At 64.4% G+C, this 23863-nt stretch carries 24 protein-coding genes; 3 read left to right on the top strand and 21 right to left on the bottom strand.

Features of this window, described 5'->3' with window-relative positions; translation table 11 throughout:
• Nucleotides 1-41 precede the first annotated feature (41 nt).
• The 18 genes from CX676_RS19185 to rplO all read right to left on the bottom strand — a co-directional run bounded on the left by CX676_RS19185 (nucleotide 42) and on the right by rplO (nucleotide 15913).
• On the bottom strand, nucleotides 42-830 hold the full coding sequence (locus CX676_RS19185; protein WP_101754001.1) for an amino acid ABC transporter ATP-binding protein: 789 nt from the start codon (nucleotides 828-830) through the stop codon (nucleotides 42-44).
• A gap of 10 nt (nucleotides 831-840) precedes the next feature.
• The gene (locus CX676_RS19180) at nucleotides 841-2295 is read right to left on the bottom strand and encodes an amino acid ABC transporter permease (protein ID WP_101754000.1); all 1455 of its coding nucleotides are present in this window, start codon (nucleotides 2293-2295) and stop codon (nucleotides 841-843) included.
• A gap of 1 nt (nucleotide 2296) precedes the next feature.
• Nucleotides 2297-3553 carry an amino acid ABC transporter permease gene (locus tag CX676_RS19175; protein ID WP_101753999.1) on the bottom strand — a complete coding sequence of 419 codons (1257 nt, stop codon included), beginning with the start codon at nucleotides 3551-3553 and terminating at the stop codon, nucleotides 2297-2299.
• 114 nt (nucleotides 3554-3667) lie between these two features.
• On the bottom strand, nucleotides 3668-4696 hold the full coding sequence (locus tag CX676_RS19170; RefSeq protein WP_101753998.1) for an amino acid ABC transporter substrate-binding protein: 1029 nt from the start codon (nucleotides 4694-4696) through the stop codon (nucleotides 3668-3670).
• A 159-nt stretch (nucleotides 4697-4855) separates the two neighbouring features.
• Nucleotides 4856-5569 (bottom strand): ATP12 family chaperone protein, encoded by a 714-nt coding sequence (locus CX676_RS19165; RefSeq protein ID WP_101754448.1) that lies wholly within the window; start codon nucleotides 5567-5569, stop codon nucleotides 4856-4858.
• On the bottom strand, nucleotides 5566-6222 hold the full coding sequence (locus CX676_RS19160; RefSeq protein ID WP_101753997.1) for an HAD-IA family hydrolase: 657 nt from the start codon (nucleotides 6220-6222) through the stop codon (nucleotides 5566-5568). Before CX676_RS19160 ends, CX676_RS19165 begins: the two co-directional genes overlap by 4 nt.
• Nucleotides 6219-7268: an RluA family pseudouridine synthase gene (locus tag CX676_RS19155; protein WP_101753996.1), complete on the bottom strand. Its 1050-nt coding sequence runs from the start codon at nucleotides 7266-7268 to the stop codon at nucleotides 6219-6221. The genes CX676_RS19160 and CX676_RS19155 overlap by 4 nt, the downstream gene beginning before the upstream one ends.
• Nucleotides 7265-7639 carry a fluoride efflux transporter CrcB gene (crcB, locus tag CX676_RS19150; RefSeq protein ID WP_101753995.1) on the bottom strand — a complete coding sequence of 125 codons (375 nt, stop codon included), beginning with the start codon at nucleotides 7637-7639 and terminating at the stop codon, nucleotides 7265-7267. Before crcB ends, CX676_RS19155 begins: the two co-directional genes overlap by 4 nt.
• Before the next feature lie 31 nt (nucleotides 7640-7670).
• Nucleotides 7671-8987, bottom strand: a complete 1317-nt coding sequence (locus tag CX676_RS19145; protein ID WP_101753994.1) for a replication-associated recombination protein A — start codon at nucleotides 8985-8987, stop codon at nucleotides 7671-7673.
• Between the two features lie 69 nt (nucleotides 8988-9056).
• Nucleotides 9057-9647 (bottom strand): acyl-homoserine-lactone synthase, encoded by a 591-nt coding sequence (locus CX676_RS19140; protein ID WP_101753993.1) that lies wholly within the window; start codon nucleotides 9645-9647, stop codon nucleotides 9057-9059.
• 66 nt (nucleotides 9648-9713) lie between these two features.
• Nucleotides 9714-10325, bottom strand: a complete 612-nt coding sequence (locus tag CX676_RS19135) for a helix-turn-helix transcriptional regulator (RefSeq protein WP_101753992.1) — start codon at nucleotides 10323-10325, stop codon at nucleotides 9714-9716.
• Nucleotides 10326-10599: 274 nt separating this feature from the next.
• On the bottom strand, nucleotides 10600-11025 hold the full coding sequence (rplQ, locus tag CX676_RS19130) for a 50S ribosomal protein L17 (RefSeq protein ID WP_101753991.1): 426 nt from the start codon (nucleotides 11023-11025) through the stop codon (nucleotides 10600-10602).
• Between the two features lie 113 nt (nucleotides 11026-11138).
• A complete protein-coding gene (locus tag CX676_RS19125; protein WP_101753990.1) occupies nucleotides 11139-12155 on the bottom strand; it encodes a DNA-directed RNA polymerase subunit alpha in 1017 nt (338 codons plus the stop codon).
• Between the two features lie 117 nt (nucleotides 12156-12272).
• Nucleotides 12273-12662, bottom strand: a complete 390-nt coding sequence (gene rpsK / locus CX676_RS19120; RefSeq protein ID WP_101753989.1) for a 30S ribosomal protein S11 — start codon at nucleotides 12660-12662, stop codon at nucleotides 12273-12275.
• A gap of 12 nt (nucleotides 12663-12674) precedes the next feature.
• Nucleotides 12675-13043 carry a 30S ribosomal protein S13 gene (rpsM, locus tag CX676_RS19115; RefSeq protein ID WP_101753988.1) on the bottom strand — a complete coding sequence of 123 codons (369 nt, stop codon included), beginning with the start codon at nucleotides 13041-13043 and terminating at the stop codon, nucleotides 12675-12677.
• A 202-nt stretch (nucleotides 13044-13245) separates the two neighbouring features.
• A complete protein-coding gene (locus CX676_RS19110; protein ID WP_101753987.1) occupies nucleotides 13246-13896 on the bottom strand; it encodes an adenylate kinase in 651 nt (216 codons plus the stop codon).
• 48 nt (nucleotides 13897-13944) lie between these two features.
• Entirely contained in the window at nucleotides 13945-15321 is a 1377-nt protein-coding gene (gene secY / locus CX676_RS19105) for a preprotein translocase subunit SecY (protein WP_101753986.1), read from the bottom strand.
• A gap of 106 nt (nucleotides 15322-15427) precedes the next feature.
• On the bottom strand, nucleotides 15428-15913 hold the full coding sequence (gene rplO, locus CX676_RS19100; protein WP_101753985.1) for a 50S ribosomal protein L15: 486 nt from the start codon (nucleotides 15911-15913) through the stop codon (nucleotides 15428-15430).
• A gap of 343 nt (nucleotides 15914-16256) precedes the next feature.
• Between rplO and CX676_RS19095 the strand changes: the two genes are divergently transcribed.
• Entirely contained in the window at nucleotides 16257-17477 is a 1221-nt protein-coding gene (locus tag CX676_RS19095) for a S8 family peptidase (protein ID WP_101753984.1), read from the top strand.
• A 71-nt stretch (nucleotides 17478-17548) separates the two neighbouring features.
• Here the strand turns inward: CX676_RS19095 and CX676_RS19090 are convergent, their stop codons facing one another.
• From CX676_RS19090 to CX676_RS19080, 3 genes are all read right to left on the bottom strand, one after another.
• Nucleotides 17549-18028, bottom strand: coding sequence for a lytic transglycosylase domain-containing protein (locus CX676_RS19090; protein ID WP_101753983.1), 480 nt, complete (start codon nucleotides 18026-18028; stop codon nucleotides 17549-17551).
• 131 nt (nucleotides 18029-18159) lie between these two features.
• On the bottom strand, nucleotides 18160-19803 hold the full coding sequence (locus tag CX676_RS19085; RefSeq protein ID WP_101753982.1) for a BCCT family transporter: 1644 nt from the start codon (nucleotides 19801-19803) through the stop codon (nucleotides 18160-18162).
• A gap of 54 nt (nucleotides 19804-19857) precedes the next feature.
• Nucleotides 19858-20499 carry a TetR/AcrR family transcriptional regulator gene (locus CX676_RS19080; RefSeq protein ID WP_101753981.1) on the bottom strand — a complete coding sequence of 214 codons (642 nt, stop codon included), beginning with the start codon at nucleotides 20497-20499 and terminating at the stop codon, nucleotides 19858-19860.
• A gap of 107 nt (nucleotides 20500-20606) precedes the next feature.
• Here CX676_RS19080 and CX676_RS19075 point away from each other — a divergent pair, with 107 nt between their 5' ends.
• Nucleotides 20607-21791, top strand: a complete 1185-nt coding sequence (locus CX676_RS19075; protein WP_101753980.1) for a mandelate racemase/muconate lactonizing enzyme family protein — start codon at nucleotides 20607-20609, stop codon at nucleotides 21789-21791.
• Nucleotides 21792-21817: 26 nt separating this feature from the next.
• Nucleotides 21818-23857, top strand: coding sequence for an NADH:flavin oxidoreductase (locus tag CX676_RS19070; RefSeq protein WP_101753979.1), 2040 nt, complete (start codon nucleotides 21818-21820; stop codon nucleotides 23855-23857).
• Nucleotides 23858-23863: the final 6 nt, after the last annotated feature.

Here is a 23863-nt window from a genome sequence, read left to right as displayed (position 1 = left end):
TATCCCGGGGGGATTCGGGGGGCAGCGCCCCCCGTTTAGCGTCAGTGTCCGAGGATCTGGCTGAGGAACAGCTTGGTCCGCTCGGATTTCGGGTTGTGGAAGAAGTCATGCGGATTGTTCTGCTCGACGATCTGGCCCTGGTCCATGAAGATCACCCGGTTCGCCACGGCCTGCGCAAAGCCCATCTCGTGGGTCACGCAGAGCATGGTCATCCCCTCTTCCGCCAGCTCGATCATCGTATCCAGCACTTCCTTGATCATCTCTGGGTCAAGGGCGCTGGTCGGTTCATCAAACAGCATGATCTTGGGCTGCATGCAGAGCGAGCGGGCGATGGCCACGCGCTGCTGCTGACCGCCTGACAGCTGGCCGGGATACTTGCCGGCCTGTTCAGGGATCTTCACCTTTTCCAGAAAGCGCATGGCCGTCGCCTCGGCCTGCTTCTTCGGCACCTTGCGCACCCAGATCGGCGCGAGGGTACAGTTTTCCAGCACCGTCAGATGCGGGAAGAGGTTGAAGTGCTGGAACACCATGCCGACTTCAGAGCGCACCTTGTCGATGTTCTTGATGTCGCTGGTCAGTTCGATCCCGTCCACGACGATATGGCCCGACTGATGCTCCTCCAGACGGTTGATGCAGCGGATCAGCGTCGACTTGCCCGAACCCGAAGGCCCGGCGATGACGATCCGCTCGCCCTTGTGGACGGTCAGGTCGATGTCGCGCAGCACGTGGAAGGTGCCGTACCACTTGTTCATGTTGCGGATGTCGATGGCGACCTCGTCGCTGACCTTCATGTGGCTGCGGTCGATGTCGCGGGTGATGGCTTCGCTCATGGCTCGGTCCTTAACGATGTTCGCGACGCAGCCGGCGTTCCAGGAACATGGAATAGCGCGACATGCTGAAGCAGATGATGAAGAAGATGGCGCCGACGAAGATGAACGGCTCCCAATAGACGCCCTTCCAGGCAAAGTTGGCGCGGACGAAATCCGACACGCCCTTCAGCGGATCGAACAGACCGACGAAGACCACCAGCGTGGTGTCCTTGAACATGCCGATGAAGGTCGAGACGATGCCGGGGATACTGATCTTCAGCGCCTGCGGCAGGATGATCAGCCGCTGCGCCTTCCAGTAATCCAGCCCCAGCGCATCGGCGGCCTCGTATTGCCCGCGCGGCAGGGCGGCGAGACCGCCCCTGATCACCTCGGCCATGTAGGCGGCGGCGAAGATCGTCACCATGATGATGACGCGCAGGATGATGTCGAAATTCGTCCCCGGCGGCAGGAAGTAGTTCAAGAGCAGCGAGGCGACGAACAGGAGCGTGATCAGCGGCACGCCGCGGATGAACTCGATGAACATGACCGCCAGCGTATGAACAAGGAACATGTCCGACCGCCTTGCCAGCGCAAGGATGATACCCAGGGGCAGCGACAGCGCGATGCCGGCGACACCGATGGTGATCGACAGCAGGAAGCCGCCGAACTGGTCCGAATCGACGGCGGTGATGGCGAGCGGAATCAGCCGCTGCGCATCCTCGGCGGCGGGGCCGACCGCGACCAGCCAGAGGATCAGCGTGACCAGCACGCCGGCCACCATCGCCAGCAGCGGCGAGACGCGCACCAGCAGCTTCCAGGCCAGCCAGCCCAGCCCGATCGAGGCCAGCACCATGATCTGCGGCCAGAGCGAGCCACCCCAGAGCAGCCAGATGCCCAGAAGCGGATAGAGCACCGAGAAGATCAAGAGCCAGGGCGCATGACGCTCTGCAATGACCACGGCGCCGATCATGACCACGGCGGCAAAGGCCAGCCAGACCATCGGCGCGCCCAGAACCGCCATCAGCACCAGCGTCAGCGCGGCCGAGACGATCAGCACGATCCGGCGGATCTGCAACGATTCCGAGAACAGCACCGGGGCCAGCGCCACCATCAGGAAGCCGAAGGCCATGACCGGGCGGAAATACAGCTCCATCGGGTAGAAGCCGAAGAGATACTGGTTCCAGCGTTCGCGGATGACCGCCCAGCAGGCGCCGCGAGCCCCCTCGCCCCAGGTCTCAGCGATGATCTGGCGGCATTCCGCAAGGCTCGCGGCGTTCCAGACGGAATGGGCGAACCAGTCCCAGAAATGGCTGACGAGGAACCAGATGATCGCCAGGCCCAGGAGGGTCAGGATGGTGTTGACCGGCCCCGAGAACAGGTTCTCGCGCAGCCAGCTCAGCGCCCCCGTCTGCCGCGTGGGTGGCGGCGCGGGCGGGATCATGGTCTCGCGGACGAAGGAGACGGTCTGTGCGTGAAGCTCGCTCATCTCAACGCTCCTTCAGCTTGACGCGGTTGTTGTAGACGTTCATCGCGCCCGAGATGATCAGACTGAGCGCCAGGTAGATCAGCATCATCAGCACGATGGCCTCAAGCTCGCGGCCGGTCTGGTTCAGGGTGGTGCCCCCCAGCGTGCCACGCAGGTCCATGTAGCCCACGGCAATCGCCAGCGAACTGTTCTTGGTCAGGTTCAGGTATTGCGAGATCAGCGGCGGGATGATCACCCGCAGCGCCTGCGGCAGGATCACCAGGTTCATCGTCCAGTTGGGCTTGAGGCCAAGCGCGAAGGCCGCTTCGGACTGGCCCTTGCTGACGGCCAGAATGCCGGCGCGGACGATCTCGGCGATGAAGGCGCCGGTGTAAAGCGTCAGCGCCAGCCACAGCGCGACGAAACCGTTCTGCACGTTCAGTCCGCCGGCGAAGTTGAAGCCCTTCAGCTCCGGCGGCACCAGGTGCAGGCCGAAATACCAGATCAGCAGCAGCGAGGGCACCGTCATGATGGCCAGGTTCTTCCACCAGGTCACCGGCCGGTCGCCGGTCGCGTCCTGCACCTTCTGGGCGTGGTTCAGCACCGCCTTGCGCAGGAACCAGCCGCCGATCAGCACCACCGCGAAGGCGATGACCGCCCAGTTGATGAGGATACGATAGCCCAGATCGAGATCGCCGGGATTGTTGGTCATCCCCAGCGACGGGATCGCGGTATAGCGGTTGGTCAGCGCGACATTGTCGAAGAGGATCATCGACGCCGCCGGGTCCTCGCCGCGATAGGCGTTCGGCGGCGGCAAGACCTCGGTGAAGATCGCATAGACGATCAGGATCCACAGCAGCAACGGGATGTTGCGGAACATCTCGACATAGATCGTCATCAGCCGGGCAAAGAGCCAGTTGTTCGACAGCCGGGCGACACCGACGGTAATGCCCAGCACGGTGGCGGCGATGCAGCCGAGGACCGAGACGATGACGGTGTTCAGAAGCCCGACGATGGTCGCCCGCAGATGGGTGTCGTCGGAGGTATAGGGGATTGGCGGGGACGGGATGTCATAACCCGCGCGCTGTCCCAGGAAGCCGAAGTCGAAATCCTTGCCCATGACCCGCAGGTTCTGGATCGTGTTGCCGACCAGCCACCAGGCAAAGGCCATGACCAGAATGAACACGAAGACCTGGATGGTCATCGACCGGTAACGGCGGTCGTAAAGCAGCATACTCAAACGGAACGGCGTGGCCGCCGGTGCCGAGATGTCAGCCATATTTTTCCCCTGTTCCCGTGCATCGGCTTTGCGCCGTTATTGATTGCCCGGGCTTATCTTTCTTGGCCGGCCGCGCGGAGAAGCCCCCGCGCGGCCGGGATTGTCAGAAGCCGATCAGCGGAACGGCGGGGCGTAGAGCAGGCCGCCCTGGGTCCATTGCGCGTTCAGGCCACGGGCCAGACCGATCGGGGTCTCTTCGCCGATGGTCTTGGCGAAGACCTCGCCATAGTTGCCGCTGGCCTTGATGGCGTTCTTGGCCCAGTCCTTGTCCAGCCCCATCATCGCGCCCAGTTCGTCGCTGGCACCCAGCAAGCGCTGCACTTCCGGGTTCTCGGAATTGGTCGCCAGTTCCTCGATATTGGCCGAGGTGACGCCGTATTCCTCGGCGGCGATCAGCGCGTTCAACGTCCAGCGAACGATATCGCCCCAGTTGTTGTCGCCATGGCGTACCGCCGGCCCGAGAGGCTCTTTCGAGATGATCTCGGGCAGGATGATGTGGTTTTCCGGGTCGGCAAAGGCCGCGCGGGTCGCCGCAAGGCCCGAGGCGTCGGTGGTATAGGCATCGCAGGCGCCAGCCATGTACTGCTGTTCACCCTCGGCGTTGCTGTCGATGTTGACCGGCTGGTAGCTCATGTTGTTGGCCTTGAAGTAATCGGCCAGGTTCAGCTCGGTGGTGGTGCCGGTCTGGATGCAGATGGTTGCGCCGTCCAGTTCCTTGGCCGAGGTCACGCCCAGATCCTTGCGGACCATGAAGCCCTGACCATCGTAATAGTTCACGCCGATGAAATCGAGCTTCAGGTCGGTGTCGCGCGAATAGGTCCAGGTCGAGTTGCGGGCCAGGACATCCACCTCGCCCGAGCTCAGCGCGGTAAAGCGCGTCTGCCCGGTGGTCGGGACGTATTTCACCTTGGCCGGATCGCCCAGAACGGCGGCCGCCACGGCCTTGCAGACGGCCACGTCAAAGCCGGCCCAGTTGCCGCTGGCATCGGGGGCGGCGAAACCGACGAGCCCGGTGTTCACGCCGCAGATCAACTCGCCACGCGCCTTCACAGCCTTCAGCGTATCGCCCTCGGCTGCCATCGCCGCGCCGCCAATAAATGCGGCCGTCGCTGCGACGGTGCCAAGAAGTACGGATTTTTTCATGTTTTCCTCACTGTTGGTTGACCGGGGCACAGTCACGCACCCGCGGTCGGCATGAGGCTTTGCCGGGTCTCGAAGAGGCACCAAGCACAGCCCAATAGGCGGCATTGTGCCGATACATGCCCATCCGTCAAGGAAGAAGCAGGGGAACGCCGCGTTGCGTCAACCCTGGCGCGACAGCTTCCAGAAGCGTTCTGCCGCCAGCATGGCCTGCCTGCGGTTTTCGGCGGCAGTGTCTGCTTCCTCGTCGCGTCCCCAGCGACCGGCCTGAAACTCTTCGTCCAGACGCGACAGCGCGAAGGCCTGATCGGCGGTCAGCCGACCTTCCAGCACCGCGAGGCCGAGGATCAGCGAGCCGGGCAATGTGACCAGATCATGCAGCGCGGTCAGGCCAAAGGCATCCAGCGTCGCGACCCGCGCGCGCAGCCGCGCCACAGCCTCAGGGTCCTGCGCCACCGGGATCACCCCCTGGGCCAGCCGCAGGGGCGCGCGCAGATGGGTGGCCGACCAGTCGATCAGCGGGTCCCAGTCACGCGCCTGCGTGGCGATCAGTTCCTCGGGTTCGGTGGCGCGATAGCAGAGCAGATCGGTGCCGCCGTAATCGCCCAGCATGTCGGCCACGGCGTCGAATTGCGGCGTGACCTTCTCGATGGCGGAATTGGCGGCGCGGGTCAGCGGCATCACTGTCGGGTCGATCACATCGGTCTGCGCGTCCCATTCCGCCGCGATGGCGCGGGCCAGCGCCTCGGTCGGCAGAAGCAGCGGCAGCTTGCCCGGCGTGCGCAGGGGTTTCTCGTCCAGCAGAACCTCCCAGCCCGCGCCGGTATCGCGCACCGTCGCCTGTTTCCAGAATCGCCGCGCCTTCCACTCGGTCATGCCGCCCATCCCTGCAACTGGCGGGTCAGCCCCGCGAAATCCTGCGCCACGTCCTGCGCCCCTGCCCCGCGCAGCGCGGCGCTGTCGTGATAGCCCCAATCGACGCCGTAAGCGGTCACGCCAGCCGCGCGGCCCATCTCGATGTCAAAGCTGGTATCGCCGATCATCACCGCGTCAGCCGCCACCGCGCCGGTCTCGTCCAGCGCCGCCAGCACCATCGAGGGATGCGGTTTCGAGGGGTGGCCGTCGGCGGTCTGCAGGCTGGCGAACATGCCCTGCAGGCCATGCGCCTCGATCATCGCGTCCAGCCCCCGGCGCGACTTGCCGGTGGCCACGGCCAGCACCCAGTCGTCGCGACCGGCCAGCGCGTCGAGACAGTCGCGCGCGCCGGGGTAAAGCGGCGCGGGCTCGCGCAGCCGGGCGACGTTGAAGGCGTTCTTGTACTCGGCGACCAGCCGGTCCTGCGTCGCCGCATCGGCCTCGGGCACCAGCCGGGCGATGGCCACGGGCAGCGACAGGCCGACGATCTGCAGCACCTGCGACAGCGGAAGCGGCGGCAGGCCCACCGCCTCGAAAGCATGGGTCATCGCCCCGTGGATATGGTGCTGGCTGTCGACCAGCGTTCCGTCCACGTCGAAGATGAACAGCTTCATGCCTCGTCCTCGAAGGGATCGGCGGGAGCGTCGCCCTCGGCCCAGCCAAGGGTCTTCCACGTCCGCTTCATGTGATCGGGCAGAGGCGCGGTCACGGTGATGCGCTCGCCGGTGATCGGGTGGTCAAAGCTGAGGCTACGGGCGTGCAGGTGCAGCTTGCGGCTGATCTCTCCGCCCAGTTGCGCGCCCCAGCCATCGCCCAGGTTCTCCTGCCCCGAGCCACCATATTTGCCGTCTCCGACAATCGGATGGCCCAGTTCCGCCATATGTGCGCGCAGCTGATGGGTGCGCCCGGTGATCGGCACAAGCGCGGCCCAGCTGACCCGGCCGCCAAGCCCCTCGATCACCGCGTAATCGGTGGTTGCGCGCTTGGCACCTTCGGTCGCGTCGATGTCGCGCGGATGAACCGCCATCATCTTCTCGCCCTCGCCGCCGCGGCCATGACCCGGCGCCTTCACCAGACCGTAACGGATGGTGCCCTTGCGCGGGCTGGGCACGCCGGCCACCGCTGCCCAGTAGATCTTGCGTGTGGTGCGCGACCGGAACGCCTCCGACAGCGCCCGCGCGACGCGGTCGGTCCGTGCCAGCAGCAGCACGCCCGACGTATCCTTGTCCAGCCGGTGCACCAGCTTCGGTCGGTCCTTGTAGCCAAATTTCAGCGCCTCGCTGAGGCCATCGACATGGCGATCGCCCTGCCCGCTGCCGCCCTGGCTGGGCAGCCCCGGCGGCTTGTTCAGGGCGATGATGTGCTGATCCTTCCACAGCACCGCCGCCTGGATCATCTCTTCATCGCTGGCCGAGACCCGCGGACCCGAGGGTTTCAGCAACTCGGGCACGGCATCGGGGATCGGCGGCACGCGGATCTCTTGCCCAGCCTCGATCCGGGCATTGGCCTTGACCCGCCCGCCATCTACCCGCAGCTCGCCCTTGCGGCACATCTTTTCGACGGCGCCCTGGGTCAGTTGCGGGAACTTCTTCTTCAGCCAGCGGTCCAGCCGCTGATCGCCTTCATCCGCGCCAATGCGAATCAACTGCACGCCGCTCATGCCCAAAGCCCCCGTCCAAGCGCCAATCCGGCAATCACCGCCACCAGCGACAGCAGCACCGAACCGATGACATAGGTGGCCGCGCCGACCACCTGTCCGCGTTCCCACAGCGTCAACGCATCCAGCGAGAAGGCCGAGAAGGTGGTGAAACCGCCCAGCACCCCGGTCAGCAGCAGCGGCGCCCAGTCATTGCCGATCCGATGCGCCATCAGCGCGGCAAGAAGGCCCATGACAAGGCTGCCCGCGACATTGACCACGACGGTAGCGACGGGAAAGCCCGGCCCGTGGACGGCCAGCATCCGATAGGTGGCATAGCGCGCGGTGGCGCCGACGGCCCCGCCAAGGGCGACTTGCAGGAATGGGTTCATCATGGCGCGTTCCTCTGCGCAGGGCCGGGTAAAGTCAACCGCCGCGCTTCAGCCGCTGCGCCACGAACCAGTCGAGCCGCTTCTTCAACTCGCGCTCGAAGCCGCGTTCGACCGGGCTGTAGAGGACCGGCCGCTTCATCCCGTCGGGGAAATAGTTCTGCCCCGAGAACCCGTCCTCGGCATCATGGTCATAGGCATAGCCGGCGCCATAGCCCTGATCCTTCATCATCTTCGTGGGCGCGTTCAGGATATGGGCTGGCGGCATCAGGCTGCCGGTGCGCCGCGCCTCGGCCCGCGCGCCCTTGTAGGCGACGTAACCGGCGTTGGATTTCGGCGCCAGCGCCAGATAGATCACCGCCTGCGCCAGCGCCAGCTCGCCCTCGGGACTGCCGAGGCGTTCGTAAAGCGACCAGGCGTCGAGGCAATGGCGCTGCGCCGCCGGATCGGCCAGACCAATATCCTCGACCGCCATGCGGGTCAGCCGGCGGGCGAGATAGCGCGGGTCCTCGCCGCCCTCAAGCATCCGGGCGAACCAGTAAAGCGCGGCATCGGGGTCGGAGCCGCGCACCGATTTGTGCAGCGCCGAAATCAGGTTGTAATGCTCGTCCCCGGATTTGTCATACTTGGCCGCCCGCCGCATCAACCGCTGCGCCAGCGCGTCGGTGCCCAGCTTGCCCTCGACCTTCCAGGCCGCCACCTGCTCGATCAGGTTCAGACAGGCGCGGCCATCGCCATCGGCCATTTCCAACAGCGCCTCGCGTGCCTCGCCGGTCAGCGGCAGCTTGCGGCCCAGTTCCGCCTCGGCCCGCTGCGCCATACGCTCGAGGTCCGACAACTCCAGCCGCTTCAGCACGATGATCTGCGCGCGCGACATCAACGCGGCATTCAGCTCGAACGAGGGGTTCTCGGTGGTCGCGCCGACCAGAAGGATGGTGCCATCCTCCATATGCGGCAGGAAGCCGTCCTGCTGCGCCTTGTTGAATCGGTGGATCTCGTCCACGAACAGCAGCGTCCCCCGCCCCTGCTGGCGGCGCAGCTTGGCGGCATCAAAGACCTTGCGCAGTTCCGGCACGCCGGAAAAGATCGCGCTGATCTGGACGAAGGCCAGATCGGTCGCATCGGCCAGAAGCCGGGCAATGGTGGTCTTGCCGACCCCGGGCGGTCCCCAGAGGATCAGCGAGGACAGGCTGTGCGCGGCAAGCATCGCCCCGAGGGGGCCATCAGGACCCAGCACCTGGTCCTGACCGATCACCTCGGACAGCCGGGCGGGCCGGATACGATCGGCGAGCGGGCGCGGCAGAGAGGGTTCTGCGCGCCCCGACTCGGGCATGGTGTCAAACAGGTCTGTCATGGCGAGAGTGATCTAATCACGTCGCCGCGACATTGTTATCCCCAGAAGCGCAAAGATGATGCGCCCTGCCTAGTGCAGCTTGGCCGCCAGGTTGATCGAGACACACTGGAACTTGCCATCGTCGATGGTCAGCATCGGCCCGATCGCCTCGGCCTCGAGACCGCAGCGGCCATACCAGCGCGACCAGTTGCCAGCGGTCAGCGCGATCAGCTTGGTCGCGCCCAGTTCGCGCGCGGTGACGGTCATCGCGTCGACCATCTGCTTGTGAACCGTGCGACGGTATTGCTGCGGGATCGTGTGGCTGACGAAGACCCGAGTGCATTCCCAGACATTCGGGTCCTGCGGCGCATCACCATAGAGAAGCTCTTGCGGGATGGTGCCGCCCAGAATGCCCTGCTGGGCGTCGCGAATCATGTAGGAATAAATGCCGCAGCGCGCCGTGGTCGGCGTCAGGCGAAAACCGGCCATGACCTGGCCCAGATCATGGATCGCCACCCAGCGGCTTTGCGGGGTGTCATACTGGTCGAACTCCATCCCCTCTGCTTCGGGCAGGTCCCAGTTTTTCTGAACGATGAAACTCTGGCGGCGGGCCCGGAAAAGATTGGCGAAAAGCTCACCGTGGTTGTGGATATTGGAGAATGAAAGTGTCGTCGTCTGCATGGTTACAACTCCTGGGGTTGAGGGCAGCCTTCTCCGGTTTCTTGCGGTCCCTCATGGACGATCCCCCTACAACAGACGGTATTCTTTGGCTCGCTGAAGCGCCTCGGCCGTGGTCCGGGCCATCAGTCTTTCCCGAACCGAGATCAGCCTCGCCTTGAACGCGCTTTCAGTGATGCCAAGCTTGGCGGCCGCTGCTGCGTGACGATCGCCCTCCGCAATACACCGAAGGGCCTCTTTCTGAGCCTTCGTCAGGCTCGCCGGCGGCTCCGTGATAGCATGGAGCCGACGTATCGTGGCCGAGATTTCCAGAATCTCGTCATCCGTAAACTCGCGGTCATCGCGCGCAAAGCTGGCGATGGTGCGCGAGGCGATCACCCCGTAAGAGGTGGTCAGGCCGTAGACCAGGCCATGATCCGCCGCATCCTTCAGGATGCTGAACGGATCGGGCACCGGCAGGTTGGACCAGCGACAGGCGCCCGTGGTCGACAATCCCCAGGCGATTGTCGGGTCCCGCAAGGCGTATCCGTTCGAGGAATAGAATTCGGACCATTCTTCCGGATATGTCTGGAACTGCATCAGCGGCGCAGCAAAACGGATGTGCAGTCCGACAAAATACCCGACGGGTGTCAGACGGTTAAGCGTTCGCAACGCGGCGTTGATATCAGCTCTTGGAGACATAACCTTTTAGACAAATTGTAAGTTTTCTGTGCAACGCTAAATTAGCCTCGATGAAGTCTGTACACCAGAAAGGTTAACAAGGCTTCAACGACTTACCAGAGAATTCTGTTCAGCACCTCAGATAATCTCGCGTCGCATTTCTGCCAAGATCCAGCAAACGTTGCAGCAACTGCAGGTTTAGGTGGCTGGGCGGTTCTGACCGCTGTCGTGACGTTCCGTCATAAAAAGACCCCGCCAGCGAAGCTGCGGGGTCTTTTCAGGTCTGGCGAAGCGATCAGGCTTCGGCGTCGGCCTGCGATTCGGCCTCGGTGCGCGCGTGATCGGCAGCGCCTTTGGCGGCCGGGTCACGGTCGACCAGTTCGATGATCGCCATCGGCGCCATGTCGCCATAGCGGAAGCCGGCCTTCAGGATGCGGACATAGCCACCCTGACGGTCCTTGTAGCGGGCGCCCAGCACCTCGAACAGCTTGGCGACGTGCTGATCCTGCTTCAGCTGCGCATCGGCCTGACGGCGAGCGTGCAGGTCGCCGCGCTTGGCCAGCGTGATCAGCTTCTCGACGATCGGACGCAGTTCCTTGGCTTTCGGAAGCGTGGTCTTGATCTGCTCGTGCTCGATCAGCGAGCCGGCCATGTTGGCGAACAGCGCCTTGCGGTGTTCGTGGGTGCGGTTGAGGCGGCGATAGCCACGTGCGTGACGCATGATGGTCTCCTTTTACGTCTTTTGCTTTGTCTGGCAGCCCATGCGTGCGGGCCGCTCTCCTTGGGGCGGGATGCCCGGGGTTCGGCGGGGCGGCATGACCGCCCCGGCCAGAATCAGAATTGGTCGTCGAAGCGCTTGGCCAGGTCTTCGATGTTCTCCGGCGGCCAGTCCACGACATCCATGCCAAGGTGCAGGCCCATGCCGGACAGCACTTCCTTGATCTCGTTCAGCGACTTGCGGCCGAAGTTCGGGGTGCGCAGCATCTCGGCTTCCGTCTTCTGGATCAGGTCGCCGATATAGACGATGTTGTCGTTCTTCAGGCAGTTGGCCGAACGCACCGACAGTTCCAGCTCGTCCACCTTCTTCAGCAGGCGCGGATCGAATTCCAGGCCGTCATCATCGGCTTGCGAGCGAGCGGCCTCGGGCTCTTCGAAGTTCACGAAGACCGACAGCTGGTCCTGGATGATGCGCGCGGCATAGGCCACGGCGTCGTCCGGGGTCAGCGAACCATCGGTATCGACCTTCATCGTCAGCTTGTCATAGTCCAGCACCTGGCCCTCGCGGGTGGGCGTGACTTCATAGCTGACGCGCTTGACCGGCGAGAAGATGGCGTCGATCGGGATCAGGCCGATGGGCGCATCCTCGGGACGGTTCTTGTCGGCGGCGACATAGCCTTTGCCATTGGCAACGGTCAGTTCCATCGAGACCTCGGCCCCGTCATCCAGATGGCAGATGACATGGTCGCGGTTCAGGATGGTGATGCCGGCGGTTTCCTGGATGTCGCCAGCCTTGACCTCGCCCGGACCTTTGGCGGTCAGGGTCAGGCGCTTGGGGCCGTCCACATCCATCTTCAGGGTCACGCCCTTCAGGTTCAGGACGATGTCGGTCACGTCCTCGCGGACGCCGGCGACCGACGAGAATTCATGCAGCACATTGTCGATCTGCACGCTGGTGATGGCGGCGCCCTGCAGCGACGACATCAGCACGCGGCGCAGCGCGTTGCCAAGGGTCAGGCCAAAGCCACGCTCCAGCGGTTCGGCGACGACAGTAGCGCTGCGGGTCGCGTCGGCGCCCGGCTTCACGTCCAGCTGCGTCGGCTTGATCAGCTCTGCCCAGTTTTTGTGGATCATGCGAGTGCCTCCATACTTGTCCCCTGCCCATGACCAAGGCCGGGAACGCCCGAGGTTGAAACGAAAATGCCCGAACCGCGCGTCGAAACGCGCGGCCCGGTGAATTACTGTCTGCGATCAGACGCGGCGGCGCTTGGGCGGGCGGCAGCCGTTATGGGCGATCGGGGTGACGTCACGGATTGCCGTGATGTTGAACCCGACAGCGGCCAGTGCGCGCAGAGCCGATTCACGACCCGAGCCCGGACCCTGAACTTCGACTTCCAGCGTGCGGACGCCGTGTTCCTGTGCCTTCTTGCCCGCGTCTTCTGCGGCCATCTGCGCGGCATAGGGGGTCGATTTGCGCGAGCCCTTGAAGCCCATGGTGCCAGCCGACGACCACGAGATCGCATTGCCCTGCACGTCCGAGATCAGGATCTTGGTGTTGTTGAACGACGAGTTCACATGAGCAACGCCGGTGGCGATGTTCTTGGAAACCTTCTTCTTCGTACGACGAGTATCGCGTGCCATGATGCTGCCCCCTTACTTCTTCTTGCCGGCGATCGGCTTCGCCGGGCCCTTGCGGGTGCGGGCATTGGTGTGGGTGCGCTGGCCACGAACCGGCAGGTTGCGGCGGTGGCGCAAGCCACGATAGGAACCGAGGTCCATCAGGCGCTTGATGTTCATCTGCACTTCGCGGCGCAGGTCGCCTTCGACGGTCAGGTTCGCGTCGATGTATTCGCGGATGGCCAGAACCTCGGCATCCGACAGGTCGTTGACGCGGCGGGTCGGATCGATGCCGACCGCTTCCACGATCTGGGTGGCATACATCGGGCCGATCCCGTGAATGTAAGTCAGTGCGATGGGGACACGTTTCCCCGTCGGAATATTGACGCCAGCAATACGAGCCACGCGTTTGTCCTTCCTGGTTGCGGTTCCGTAGCACCGGAACCTTTTTTCACAACGAAGGGCCCGAAAGCCTAGCCTTCGGGCCGGTCTATGGGCCACCCGTCAATTAGGGTGATTCTCTCTCGAGAAGTCGTCAAATATAGGTCAAGCGAAAAAAGGTCAAGGCCGGGACGCCGCATTGCGGCATCCGGCCCCTGCCCGCGGTTCAGTGCTTGTCCAGAACCGCCGAAATCTCGCCGGCAACCGCCTCGATCTCGCCCAGGCCGTCAACGGTGCTGAGCTTGCCCTTGGCGTAGTAATAGCCGATCAGCGGCGAGGTTTTCTTGTAATATTCCAGCAGCCGGGTCTTCAGGCTGTCCTCGTTGTCATCGGCGCGGCGGCGCAGGTCGGTCGAGCCGCAGACATCGCAGACACCCGGCTTCGCGGTCGGCTTGGTCTCGTCGTGATAGACCTCGCCGCAATTGCCGCAGGTGAAACGCTTGGTGATGCGGTTCACCAGCGCCTCGTCATCGACGCGCATCTCGATCACCGCATCCAGCGGCATGCCGGTCTCGTCCAGCAGCGCGCCAAGCGCATCGGCCTGCCCCAGCGTGCGGGGGAAGCCATCGAAGATGAAGCCCACGCCGCCCTCGGCCAGCTTCTCGCGGATCAGGCCGATGACGATCTCGTCCGTCACCAGCTCGCCCCGGTCCATGACCGCCGCCACGCGCTTGCCCATCTCCGAGCCGCTGGCCTTGGCCTCGCGCAGCATGTCACCGGTGGACAGCTGAACCATTCCCCTTTCCTCCACCAGACGGCGGGCCTGTGTGCCCTTGCCTGCGCCCGGCGGCCCCAGAAGAATGATATTGACGGTCATGGTCTGTCCCCTCGGTCAGTTTCTCGTTTCCGCGTCCTCGGCCGGTGCTCAGCGGCGGGCGGGCGCCCGCTTTTTCTTCGCCCCGTCCTTGCCGCCCCCGCGCTTGCCACGCAGCTGCGATTTCTCGATCAGGCCCTCATATTGATGCGCCAGCAGGTGACTTTGCACCTGGTTGATCGTGTCCATGGTTACCGAAACCACGATCAGAACCGAAGTCCCACCAAAGTAGAACGGCACCTGCCACTGGCTGCGCAGGATCTCGGGCAGAAGACAAACGGCCGCCAGGTAGCCGGCACCGATCACCAGAACCCGGTTAACCACGTAGTCCAGATAATCCTGGGTCCGCTTGCCCGGACGGATGCCGGGAATGAAGCCGCCCTGATTCTTCAGGTTCTCGGCCACCTCGTCGGTCTTGAAGCTGACATTCTGGGTGTAGAAATAGGCGAAGAACACGATCATCGCCGCGAAGAACACCAGGTAAAGCGGCTGGCCCGGGCCGAAATAGGCCAGGATGGTCGACATGACCGGGCCGGTCTGGTTGCCCGAGAAGGTCGAGATCGTCACCGGCAGCAGCAGAAGCGAGCTGGCGAAGATCGCCGGGATGACGCCGGCCGGGTTAACCTTGATCGGCAAATGCGACGACTGGCCGTCATAGATCTTCATGCCGACCTGGCGCCGCGGGTACTGGATGTGGATCTTTCGCAGCGCGCGCTCCATGAACACCACAAAGGCGATCACGGCCACGACCATCACGATCACACCCAGAATCACCGGGGTCGAGATCGCGCCCGAACGGCCTTGCGCAAAGAAGTTCGCCAGCGCTGCCGGAATTTCCGCCACGATGCCGACGAAGATGATCAGCGAGATGCCGTTGCCGATGCCGCGGGCGGTGATCTGCTCGCCCAGCCACATCAGGAACATGGTGCCGCCGACCAGCGTGATGACCACGGCGGCCTGGAAGAACAGGCCCGGATCATGCGCCAGACCACCGGCCTCCAGCGATTTCGCGAGGCCATAAGCCTGGAACAGCGCCAGCGCCACGGTGCCATAGCGGGTATACTGGTTGATCTTCTTGCGGCCCTGCTCGCCCTCTTTCTTCAGCTGTTCCAGCGAAGGCACCATCGAGGTCAGCAGCTGCACGATGATCGAGGCCGAGATATAGGGCATGATCCCCAGCGCGAAGACGCCCATCCGCCCCAGCGCACCGCCGGTGAACATCGACAGGATGCCGCCGATGCCCGATTGCGCCTGTTCCATGAAGTTGCGCAGCGCCGCGCCGTCGATGCCGGGCACCGGGATATAGGTGCCGAGGCGATAGATGATCAGCAGGCCGATCGTGAACCAGATGCGCTGGCGAAGTTCCGTGGCCTTGCCCAGAGCCCCCCAAGAGAGGTTCGCGGCCATCTGTTCTGCGGCTGACGCCATATTATTCGTCCTGTCTCATGACAGCGCCGCCGAACCGTTCCCCGGTCGGCGGCGCCTTGGAAAACCTGTTTGCTATCTATGGGGCGCGCGCGCCCCCTTCAACAGCTTATTCGGCCGCCGCTGCTTCCTTGGCCGGGGCGGTCACGGTGACCTTGCCGCCGGCTTTCTCGACCGCCTCGATGGCTGCCTTCGAGGCACCGGTGACGGTCAGGTTCAGCTTGGCCTTCAGTTCACCCTTGGCCAGCAGGCGGATGCCGTCCAGCTTGCGGCGCACGGTGCCCGAGGCAACCAGCGCGTCTTCGGTCACGTCAGCCTTGGCGTCCAGCTTGCCCGCGTCGATGAAGGCCTGGATCTGGCCGAGGTTCACGACGGCAAAGCTCTTGGCGTTCGGCGCGGTGAAGCCACGCTTCGGCAGACGCCGGTAGAGCGGCATCTGGCCACCCTCGTAGCCGTTCAGCGCAACGCCCGAACGCGATTTCTGGCCCTTGATACCCCGGCCGGCAGTTTTGCCCTTGCCCGAGCCCGGACCACGCGCAACGCGCTTTTTCTTGCGGTTCGCGCCATCATTGTCGCGGATTTCATGCAGTTTCATGTCGCTTCTCCTTGCCGGACGCGCCCCCGAAGCGATGATGGGACGGACACGGCGTTTCTTGCTTGTTGAGTCGTTTTCAGTCGGCGGCCCGTGCGGGCACCGGCGGTCCCTAGCGAATGCGGGGCGCCGGGTCAAGGCCCGGGTCTGGGGCCGAGCCTGCGCGACGCATCGCCGCAGGCGGCCGGACGCGATGGCCCATGAGCAGGCCCGTCCCCGCGCGTCAAAATATATAATATTTGAATAATGATAATCCAATTGAAAATTAAAATGATTATCAATAATAATAATGACGCGCCAAAATGGCGGAATCACCCGCCGATTTCGAGTTATCTGGAGAGAACTCATGACCAAGTCGATCATAGTGCGCGATGACAATTTCGGCCTGCGCATGGCCACCGGCAGTCGCGGTTTCGACACGCTCGACCGGGGGCCGGTCATGGGCGCGACCAACGGGGTTCCGCCCAAGCCGTCGATCGAGGTCGAGGACCTGTCGAAGGACGACATGAACGACCTGCGACGCGATCCCTCGGTCCGGGCGATCACCCAGTCCATGCCGATCCAGCTGATCACCCCCACCGAATCGGCGGCGGCGGCGGGTGGCGGCAGCGTTACCTGGGGCGTGAAGGCGGTTGGCGCGGATGTCTCGGCCTTCGACGGGGCCGGGGTGAAGGTCGCGGTGCTGGATACCGGCATCGACCCGACCCATGTGGCCTTTGCCGGCGTCAACCTGCAGATGAAGAACTTCACCGGCGGCCCCGACAGCGCCCCCGATGGCAACCGGCACGGCACCCATTGCGCCGGCACCATATTCGGGCGCGATGTGGGCGGGCTGCGCATCGGCGTCGCGCCCGGGATCACCGAGGCGATGATCGGCAAGGTTCTGGGTGACGATGGCAGCGGTGGTTCGGAAATGCTGTTCGAGGGGATGAAATGGGCGCAGGCCGGCGGCGCGAAGGTCATCTCGATGTCGCTCGGCTTCGACTTCCCGGGACTCATCAAGCGGCTGATCGACCAGGGCTGGCCGGCGGAGCTGGCGGGATCGGTCGCGCTCGAGGCCTATCGCGGCAACCTGCGCGCTTTCGATGCCATCATGGACATGTTCCGGGCGATGGCACAGTTCGATGGCGGCACCGTGGTCGTTGCCGCGGCCGGCAACGAATCCGAACGCCAGATCAGCGCAAACTTCGAGGTCAGCGTCTCGGTCCCCGCCGCCGCCTTCGACGTGATCTCGGTCGGCGCGCTGGCCGAGGGGGCGCAGGGGCTGACGGTCGCCAATTTCTCGAACACCAACCCGATCCTCTCGGCCCCGGGCGTCAACGTCATCTCGGCCAAGGTCGGCGGTGGCACGGTCGCGTTGAACGGCACCTCGATGGCCTGCCCGCATGTCGCGGGCCTGACCGCGCTCTGGTGGCAGGCGCAGGCCGGACTGCCGGTGCCCCTGACCAGCGACGGCGTCAAGGCGCGGCTGCGCTCGGCCACGGATAGCGGCGCTTTCGCGGCTGGCGTGGATGTCGCGGATCGCGGTGAAGGTCTGGCGAAGGCACCCCCGGGCGCGGGCGTCTGACGGGCTGCAGATCACCGAAGAACGGGTCAGCGCCAAAGGCGGCGCTGGCCCGCAGGTTCAGGCAGGGGCGATCAGGACCGCAGCCCGGTCTCCTCCAACAGGCCCATGCGCTTGGCCTCGTAGTAATAGCCGCGCGCATACCAGCCCACGGCCTCGTCATGATCACCCTGCGCGACCAGGTAGGCCCCGCGCAGGTATTTCACCGCGTATTGCAGATTGGTGTCGCCGTTCAGCAGCCCCTCGGCCGGGCCCTGGTAGCCCATGGTCCGCGCGGTCTGCGGCAGGATCTGCATCAGCCCGTAATAGGGGCCGTTGCGCGCGCCGGGGCGATGGTCGGATTCGCGCAGGATCACCCGATGGACCAGTTCCACCGGCACGCCGTAATGCTTGGACCAGCGGTTGATGCTGGCGCGCAGCTCGGGCGTTTCGTTCGGATAGAGCCCCGCCTGCGTCACCGAGGGATCGGCGAGGTAATTGCGGTCCTGCCCGCCGCCACAGGCCGAAAGGACGGTCACGCCGGCGATGGCCAGCACGCGCATGAGGGACAACATCACTGCCTCGATATTATGGTTCTCGTTGGCGCGGGACTATATGCCTCGGCCGGTCGTCGCGGAACGCGGAAAACCGGGGCGCACGAGGCGCTCCGGTCGACCGGCGGAAATCCGCCAGCGAAGATCCCGGGTCAGGCGCGCTGCGCCGCGCCGTAACGATCGCGCAGGTAATCCCGGTACAGCGCCTTCGCCAGCGACAGGCACATGCCGATCATCACGAAGGCAAAGGGCAGCGCGCCGATGATCATCGCGTTCTGCAACGCGCCAAGGCCCCCGCCCCCGGCCAGGACCAGCGCCGCGATCACCAGCGTCAGCAGTACGCCCCAGATGATCCGGTGGCGGATGCCGGTATCCACCGCGCCGCCGGCCATGATCGTGTTCATCACCAGGATGCCGGAATCGGCCGAGGTGACGAGGAAGGTCAGGATCAGCACCACCGACATGACCGCCACCGCCTGGTACAGCCCCTCGGGCAGCATCATCTGCAGCGTGACGAACAGCTTGTTGGTCAGCGAGGCATTGACGATGGCGCCATTGGCAACGCCCTGCAGCTCGAGATCGATGGCCGTGCCGCCCAGCAGTGTGAACCACAGGAAGCAGACCAGCGCCGGGGCGATGACCGCGCCAAGGATGAATTCGCGGATCGTCCGCCCCTTGGAAATCCGGGCGAGGAACAGGCCGACAAAGGGCGAGAAGGCGATCCACCAGGCCCAGTAGAAGGTCGTCCATCCCGATTGCCATTTGCCCAGCTCGCTGTCGGTCGAATAGGCCTCGAAGGACAGGGCGGGGAAATGCAGCAGGTAATCGACCATCGCCCGGCCATAGGTGGTCATCGCGAAGAGGAACGACCCGAAGATCGCGAAGACCACAAGCAGGACACAGGACAGCACCAGGTTGATGTTCGACAGGTATTTCACCCCACGGCCCACACCCGAGACAGCCGAGGCGATGGACATGCCCATGACCAGCACCAGCGCGAGGATCAGCCCGACGGATGAAGGCACCGGCGCGCCGCCATCTTCCCCGGGTTGCAGCAGCCACTCGATGCCGAGGATCGAATAGGCCCCCTCGACCAGTTGGCTGACACCGAAACCGATGGTCACCGCGACGCCAAGAATGGTGGCGACGACCCCAAGGATGTCCACGACATGCCCCAGCGGCCCGTTCAGCGCCCGTCCGAAGATCGGGGTCAGGGCCGAGCGAATGGTCAGCGGCATGTCCCGCGTATAGCTGTAATAGGCAAGGGCAAGCCCGGTGACGACATAGATTGACCAGGCGTGGAAGCCGTAATGCATAAAGCTGTAGCGATAGGCGGTCTCGATCGCCGCGACGGTGTTCGGCTCGACATTGCCGCGCAGGATCTCGGGGTTCGAGCCCCAGAGGCCCATCGGCTCGGCGGTCGCATAGACCATAAGCCCGACACCAAGACCCGCGCCAAACATCATCGCGAACCAGGAGAAGGTGGAGAACTCGGGTGCCTCGTCCCCGCGACCAAGCCGCCGCCGCCCGGTCCAGGGAATGACGGCAAGGACCAGCAGGAACCAGGCGAACAGCCCGACCGACAGCACGTAGAAGGCGTTGAAGATGTTCAGCAGCCCGGTATTTACCTCGGACAGCATCAGGTTCGCGTTCAGCGGGAAAAGCAGGGCCCAGACCACCAGAAGCGAGATCCCGATCTTCGAGACGAGGGCGATGGGAAGGGACTGGCCCTCGTAAAATCCGTCAGGCTGGGTGGCAATCTCGACATCCGTAAAGGGCGGCCGAATATTCTTCATATTCACGTTCTCCTTTGAAAGTCATTTGTCGATGTAAGGGCGGCAGCCGTCGGATCAGCCTTTCAGCAGGTGGGCATGGCGGCCGCGAAAGCGGGCAATCTCGTTCGGGCTGGGGGCAATACCGGTATAGACCTCGACGTAATCGGGCATCCGGTCGATCCGCACCCCGGGATCGTCGACGATCATCATCGAAATATAGCCGACCTGGGTGAAATAGGCCGTGTGCGAACGGACCAGCGCGCTTTTGTCGTCATAGCCGAACCGTTTGAACATGCGGATCAGCGCGTCGATCCGCTGGCCGTCGGCATCGGCCAGCGTGCCAGTCAGCGCCGGGTCGTTCTTGGCCCAGTTCCTGACCGCAAGATCGAAGGGGGCATCGAACAGATCGGCATTCAGCCAGCAGTCGAACATGTTGAAGACCGCCTCGTTGATGGTCTCGGCATAGCCCTCGACCTGCCGCACGAAATTGTCGGTATTCTTGGCCTTCCAGCGCTCCAGCAGCCCGTCCAGCAGGGCCTCGCGCGCGGCGAAGTGCCAATAGAAGGCGGTGCGGGTGCTCTCAACCATCTCGGCCAGCGCGGCGATCCGGATCTTGTCCACGCCCTGGGTGATCAGGACCTGGTAGGCCGCATCCAGCCACGGTCTTGCCCCGTCAGGCTCGCCGGTCAGATTCGCGCTGGTCTGGATGATGTTCATTGACATCTATTGCCCGAACATCACGCTATTGTCAAATCAATTGACATCGTCGTTCTTGTAGCTGACACTAGTGTCAATTGGAGCCTTTTCCGGGGAGGACGGCGGCCATGAAGATCACCAATATCCGCGTGACCCATGTCAACCTGCCGCTGGACGCCCCCTTCTGGTGGACCGGCGGCCTTTACCCCGGTGCCTCGAAATCCATCATCGAGGTCGAAACCGACGAGGGACTGGTGGGCCTTGGCGAAGCGCCCTGGTGGCATTTCGGCGAGGTGGTCGAGCGCGAGATCGCCCCGGCCCTGATCGGCGCCGATCCCATCGACCTTGCCGATTGCGAATCGCGCTGCGTGCCGCCCTGGCAGATCACAGCAAATACCGGAGAGAACGCCGTCAGCGTGGCCTTCGGCGCGGTCGAGCTTGCGCTCTGGGACATTCGCGGCAAGGCACTTGGCCTGCCGCTCTACCAGCTTCTGGGCGGCGCGGTCCGCAAGCGGATCGCGTTCTCGGAATATTTCTCGTTCCGCCCCGCCCAGAACGGTGCCGGCGGCGAGATGACACCCGAGGCGATCCGGGATTACTGCCTGCGGATGCGCGACGACCATGGATCGACGATCTTCGAGGGCAAGTTGATCCAGGGCGATCCGCAGCTGGAGATCCGCACCGTGGCGATGCTGCGCGAGGCGCTTGGACCCTCGGCCCAGATCCGGCTGGACAGCAACATGCAATATTCGCTGACCAGCGCCAGGTGGCTGCTGCGGGAACTCGAGCCCTTCAACATCCGCAATTACGAAGACCCCGTCGCGACCTTCGAAGAGATGGCCGAGCTGCGCCGGCACAGCATCATCCCCTTCTCGACCCATATCCCCGACCTGCGCCGCGCCTGCGCGCTGGGGGCTCCCGACTATTTCGTCTGCAACTTCGCCGCGCTCGGCGGGATCGGGCGGACGCTGAAATTCATCGCCGCCTGCGAGGCCATGGGCAAGGGTTTCTGGTGCTATTCCAATGACCTCGGGATCATGACCGCCGCCTATCTGCATGTCTCGGCCGCGACACCCCATATCACCGAGGCCTCGCAATCGCTGTTCCGCTGGCAGATCGGCGACGTGATCGAGAACGGCCCCTTCCGGCAGGTCGATGACACCGTCGCGGTGCCCGAGGGTCCGGGCCTCGGCGTGACGCTGGACCGCGACGCGCTGCGGTACTGGGCCGAACATTTCCAGACCCATGGCCCGATGGGTCATTTCAACGATCCCGCCTCCCCCGGTCGCTATCGCCGCCTGCCCCTGCATTGACCCGACACTCCGAAGGTTCCACTGCCATGAGCAAAGACCCCCTGCTGCAGCCCTTTCAGCTGAAGTCCCTGGTGCTGAAGAACCGCATCGTCACCACCCCGCACGAACCGGCCTATTGCGAGGACGGCCTGCCCAAGGAACGCTACCGCGCCTATCACCTCGAGCGGGCCAAGGGCGGGGTTGCCATGGCGATGACGGCGGGATCGGCCATCGTGTCGCGCGACAGCCCGCCCGCCTTCAACAACATCCTCGCCTATCGCGACGAGGTGGTGCCCTGGATCCGTGACCTGACCGACGCGTTGCACGAGCATGACACCAAGGTCATGATCCAGCTGACCCATCTTGGCCGCCGCACCGGCTGGAACAAGGGTGACTGGCTGCCCTCGCTCAGCTCGACCCGGCTGCAGGAACCCGCCCACCGGGCTTTCCCTAAGCTGGCCGAAGACTGGGACTTCGCCAGGATCGTCGATGATTTCGCCTCGGCCGCCGCACGGATGAAAGAGGGCGGCATGGACGGGATCGAGCTCGAGGCCTATGGCCACCTGATCGACCAGCTCTGGTCGCCGCTGACCAACCAGCTCGAGGGCGAATACGGCCCGCAGACGCTGGACAGCCGGATGCGGCTTGGCGCCGAGGTGCTGGGCGCGATGCGAAAGGCGGTCGGCCCGGATTTCGTCCTCGGTATCCGCATGGCGGTGGACGAGGCCGAGGCCGGCGGCGTGACCGCCGACGACGGGCTGGAGATCGCGCGACGGCTGCGCGACGCAGGGCTGATCGACTATATCTCGGTCATCCGCGGGCGCATCCATACCGATGCAGCGCTGACCGATGTCATCCCGGTCCAGGGCATGCGCGCCGCGCCGCATCTGGATTTCGCCGGCCGCGTCCGCGCCGAGCTGGGAATGCCCACCATCCACGCCGCCCGCATCCCCGATGTGGCAACCGCGCGCCACGCGGTTGCGGCGGGCCTCCTGGATCTGGTCGGCATGACCCGCGCGCATCTGGCCGATCCCCATATCGTGCGGAAGATCGCCGAGGGTCGCGAGGATGACATCCGCCCCTGCGTCGGCGCCACCTATTGCCTCGACCGGATCTATCAGGGCGGCGAGGCTTTGTGCATCCACAACGCCGCCTCGGGGCGCGAGTTGTCGATGCCCCATCGCATCCCGCCGGCCGATCAGCCGAAATCGGTGATGATCATCGGCGCTGGCCCGGCGGGGCTTGAGGCCGCGCGCGTGGCCGCCGAACGCGGCCACTGCGTCAGCCTTCACGAGGCGGCGGCGCAGCCCGGCGGGCAATTGCGGCTGACGGCACGCTCGCCCCGGCGGCGCGAGATGATCTCGATCATCGACTGGCGCATGGCCCAATGCGAGGCGAAGGGTGTCACCCTTCAGTTCAATCACTTTGTGGAACCCGAGGATGTTCTGGAGGCTAAACCCGATCTGGTCATCGTCGCCACCGGCGGTCTGGCCGACACCGATTGTCTTGAAAGCGGCGAGAGCCATGTGGTCTCGGCCTGGGACATCCTGTCGGGCGATGTCGATTGCGGCAGTGACGTGCTGGTCTTTGACGATGCGGGCGATCACGCCGGGCTGCAGGCCGCCGAGATGATCGCCGAGAAGGGTGGACAGGTCGAGATCATGACCCCGGACCGCAGCTTCGCGCCCGAGGTCATGGGCATGAACCTCGTCCCCTACATGCGCGCGCTGCAGGACAAGGAGACGCGCTTTACCGTCACCTACCGGCTGAAGACGGTGCGCAAGGACGGCAACCGGCTGATCGCCGGCATCGGCACCGATTACAGCGACTACCGGACCGAGCGCAGCTTTGACCAGATCGTCGTCAACCACGCAACCGTTCCGCTGGACGATCTCTACCATGCGCTGAAGCCGCATTCGACCAATGGCGGCGAGGTCGATCACGATGCGCTGCTGTCCGGCCGCCCACAGGCGCTGGCCCGCAATCCGTCCGGCAGCTTTCAGCTGTTCCGCATCGGTGACGCGGTCTCGCCGCGCAACACCCATGCCGCCATCTATGACGCCCTGCGGCTGATGAAGGACCTCTGACACCCC

This window comes from Paracoccus zhejiangensis, from assembly GCF_002847445.1.
GTDB classification, from domain to species: Bacteria; Pseudomonadota; Alphaproteobacteria; order Rhodobacterales; family Rhodobacteraceae; genus Paracoccus; species Paracoccus zhejiangensis.
Note: the sequence above shows the minus strand (reverse complement) of the source record. Positions and strands in the feature narration are given on the sequence as shown.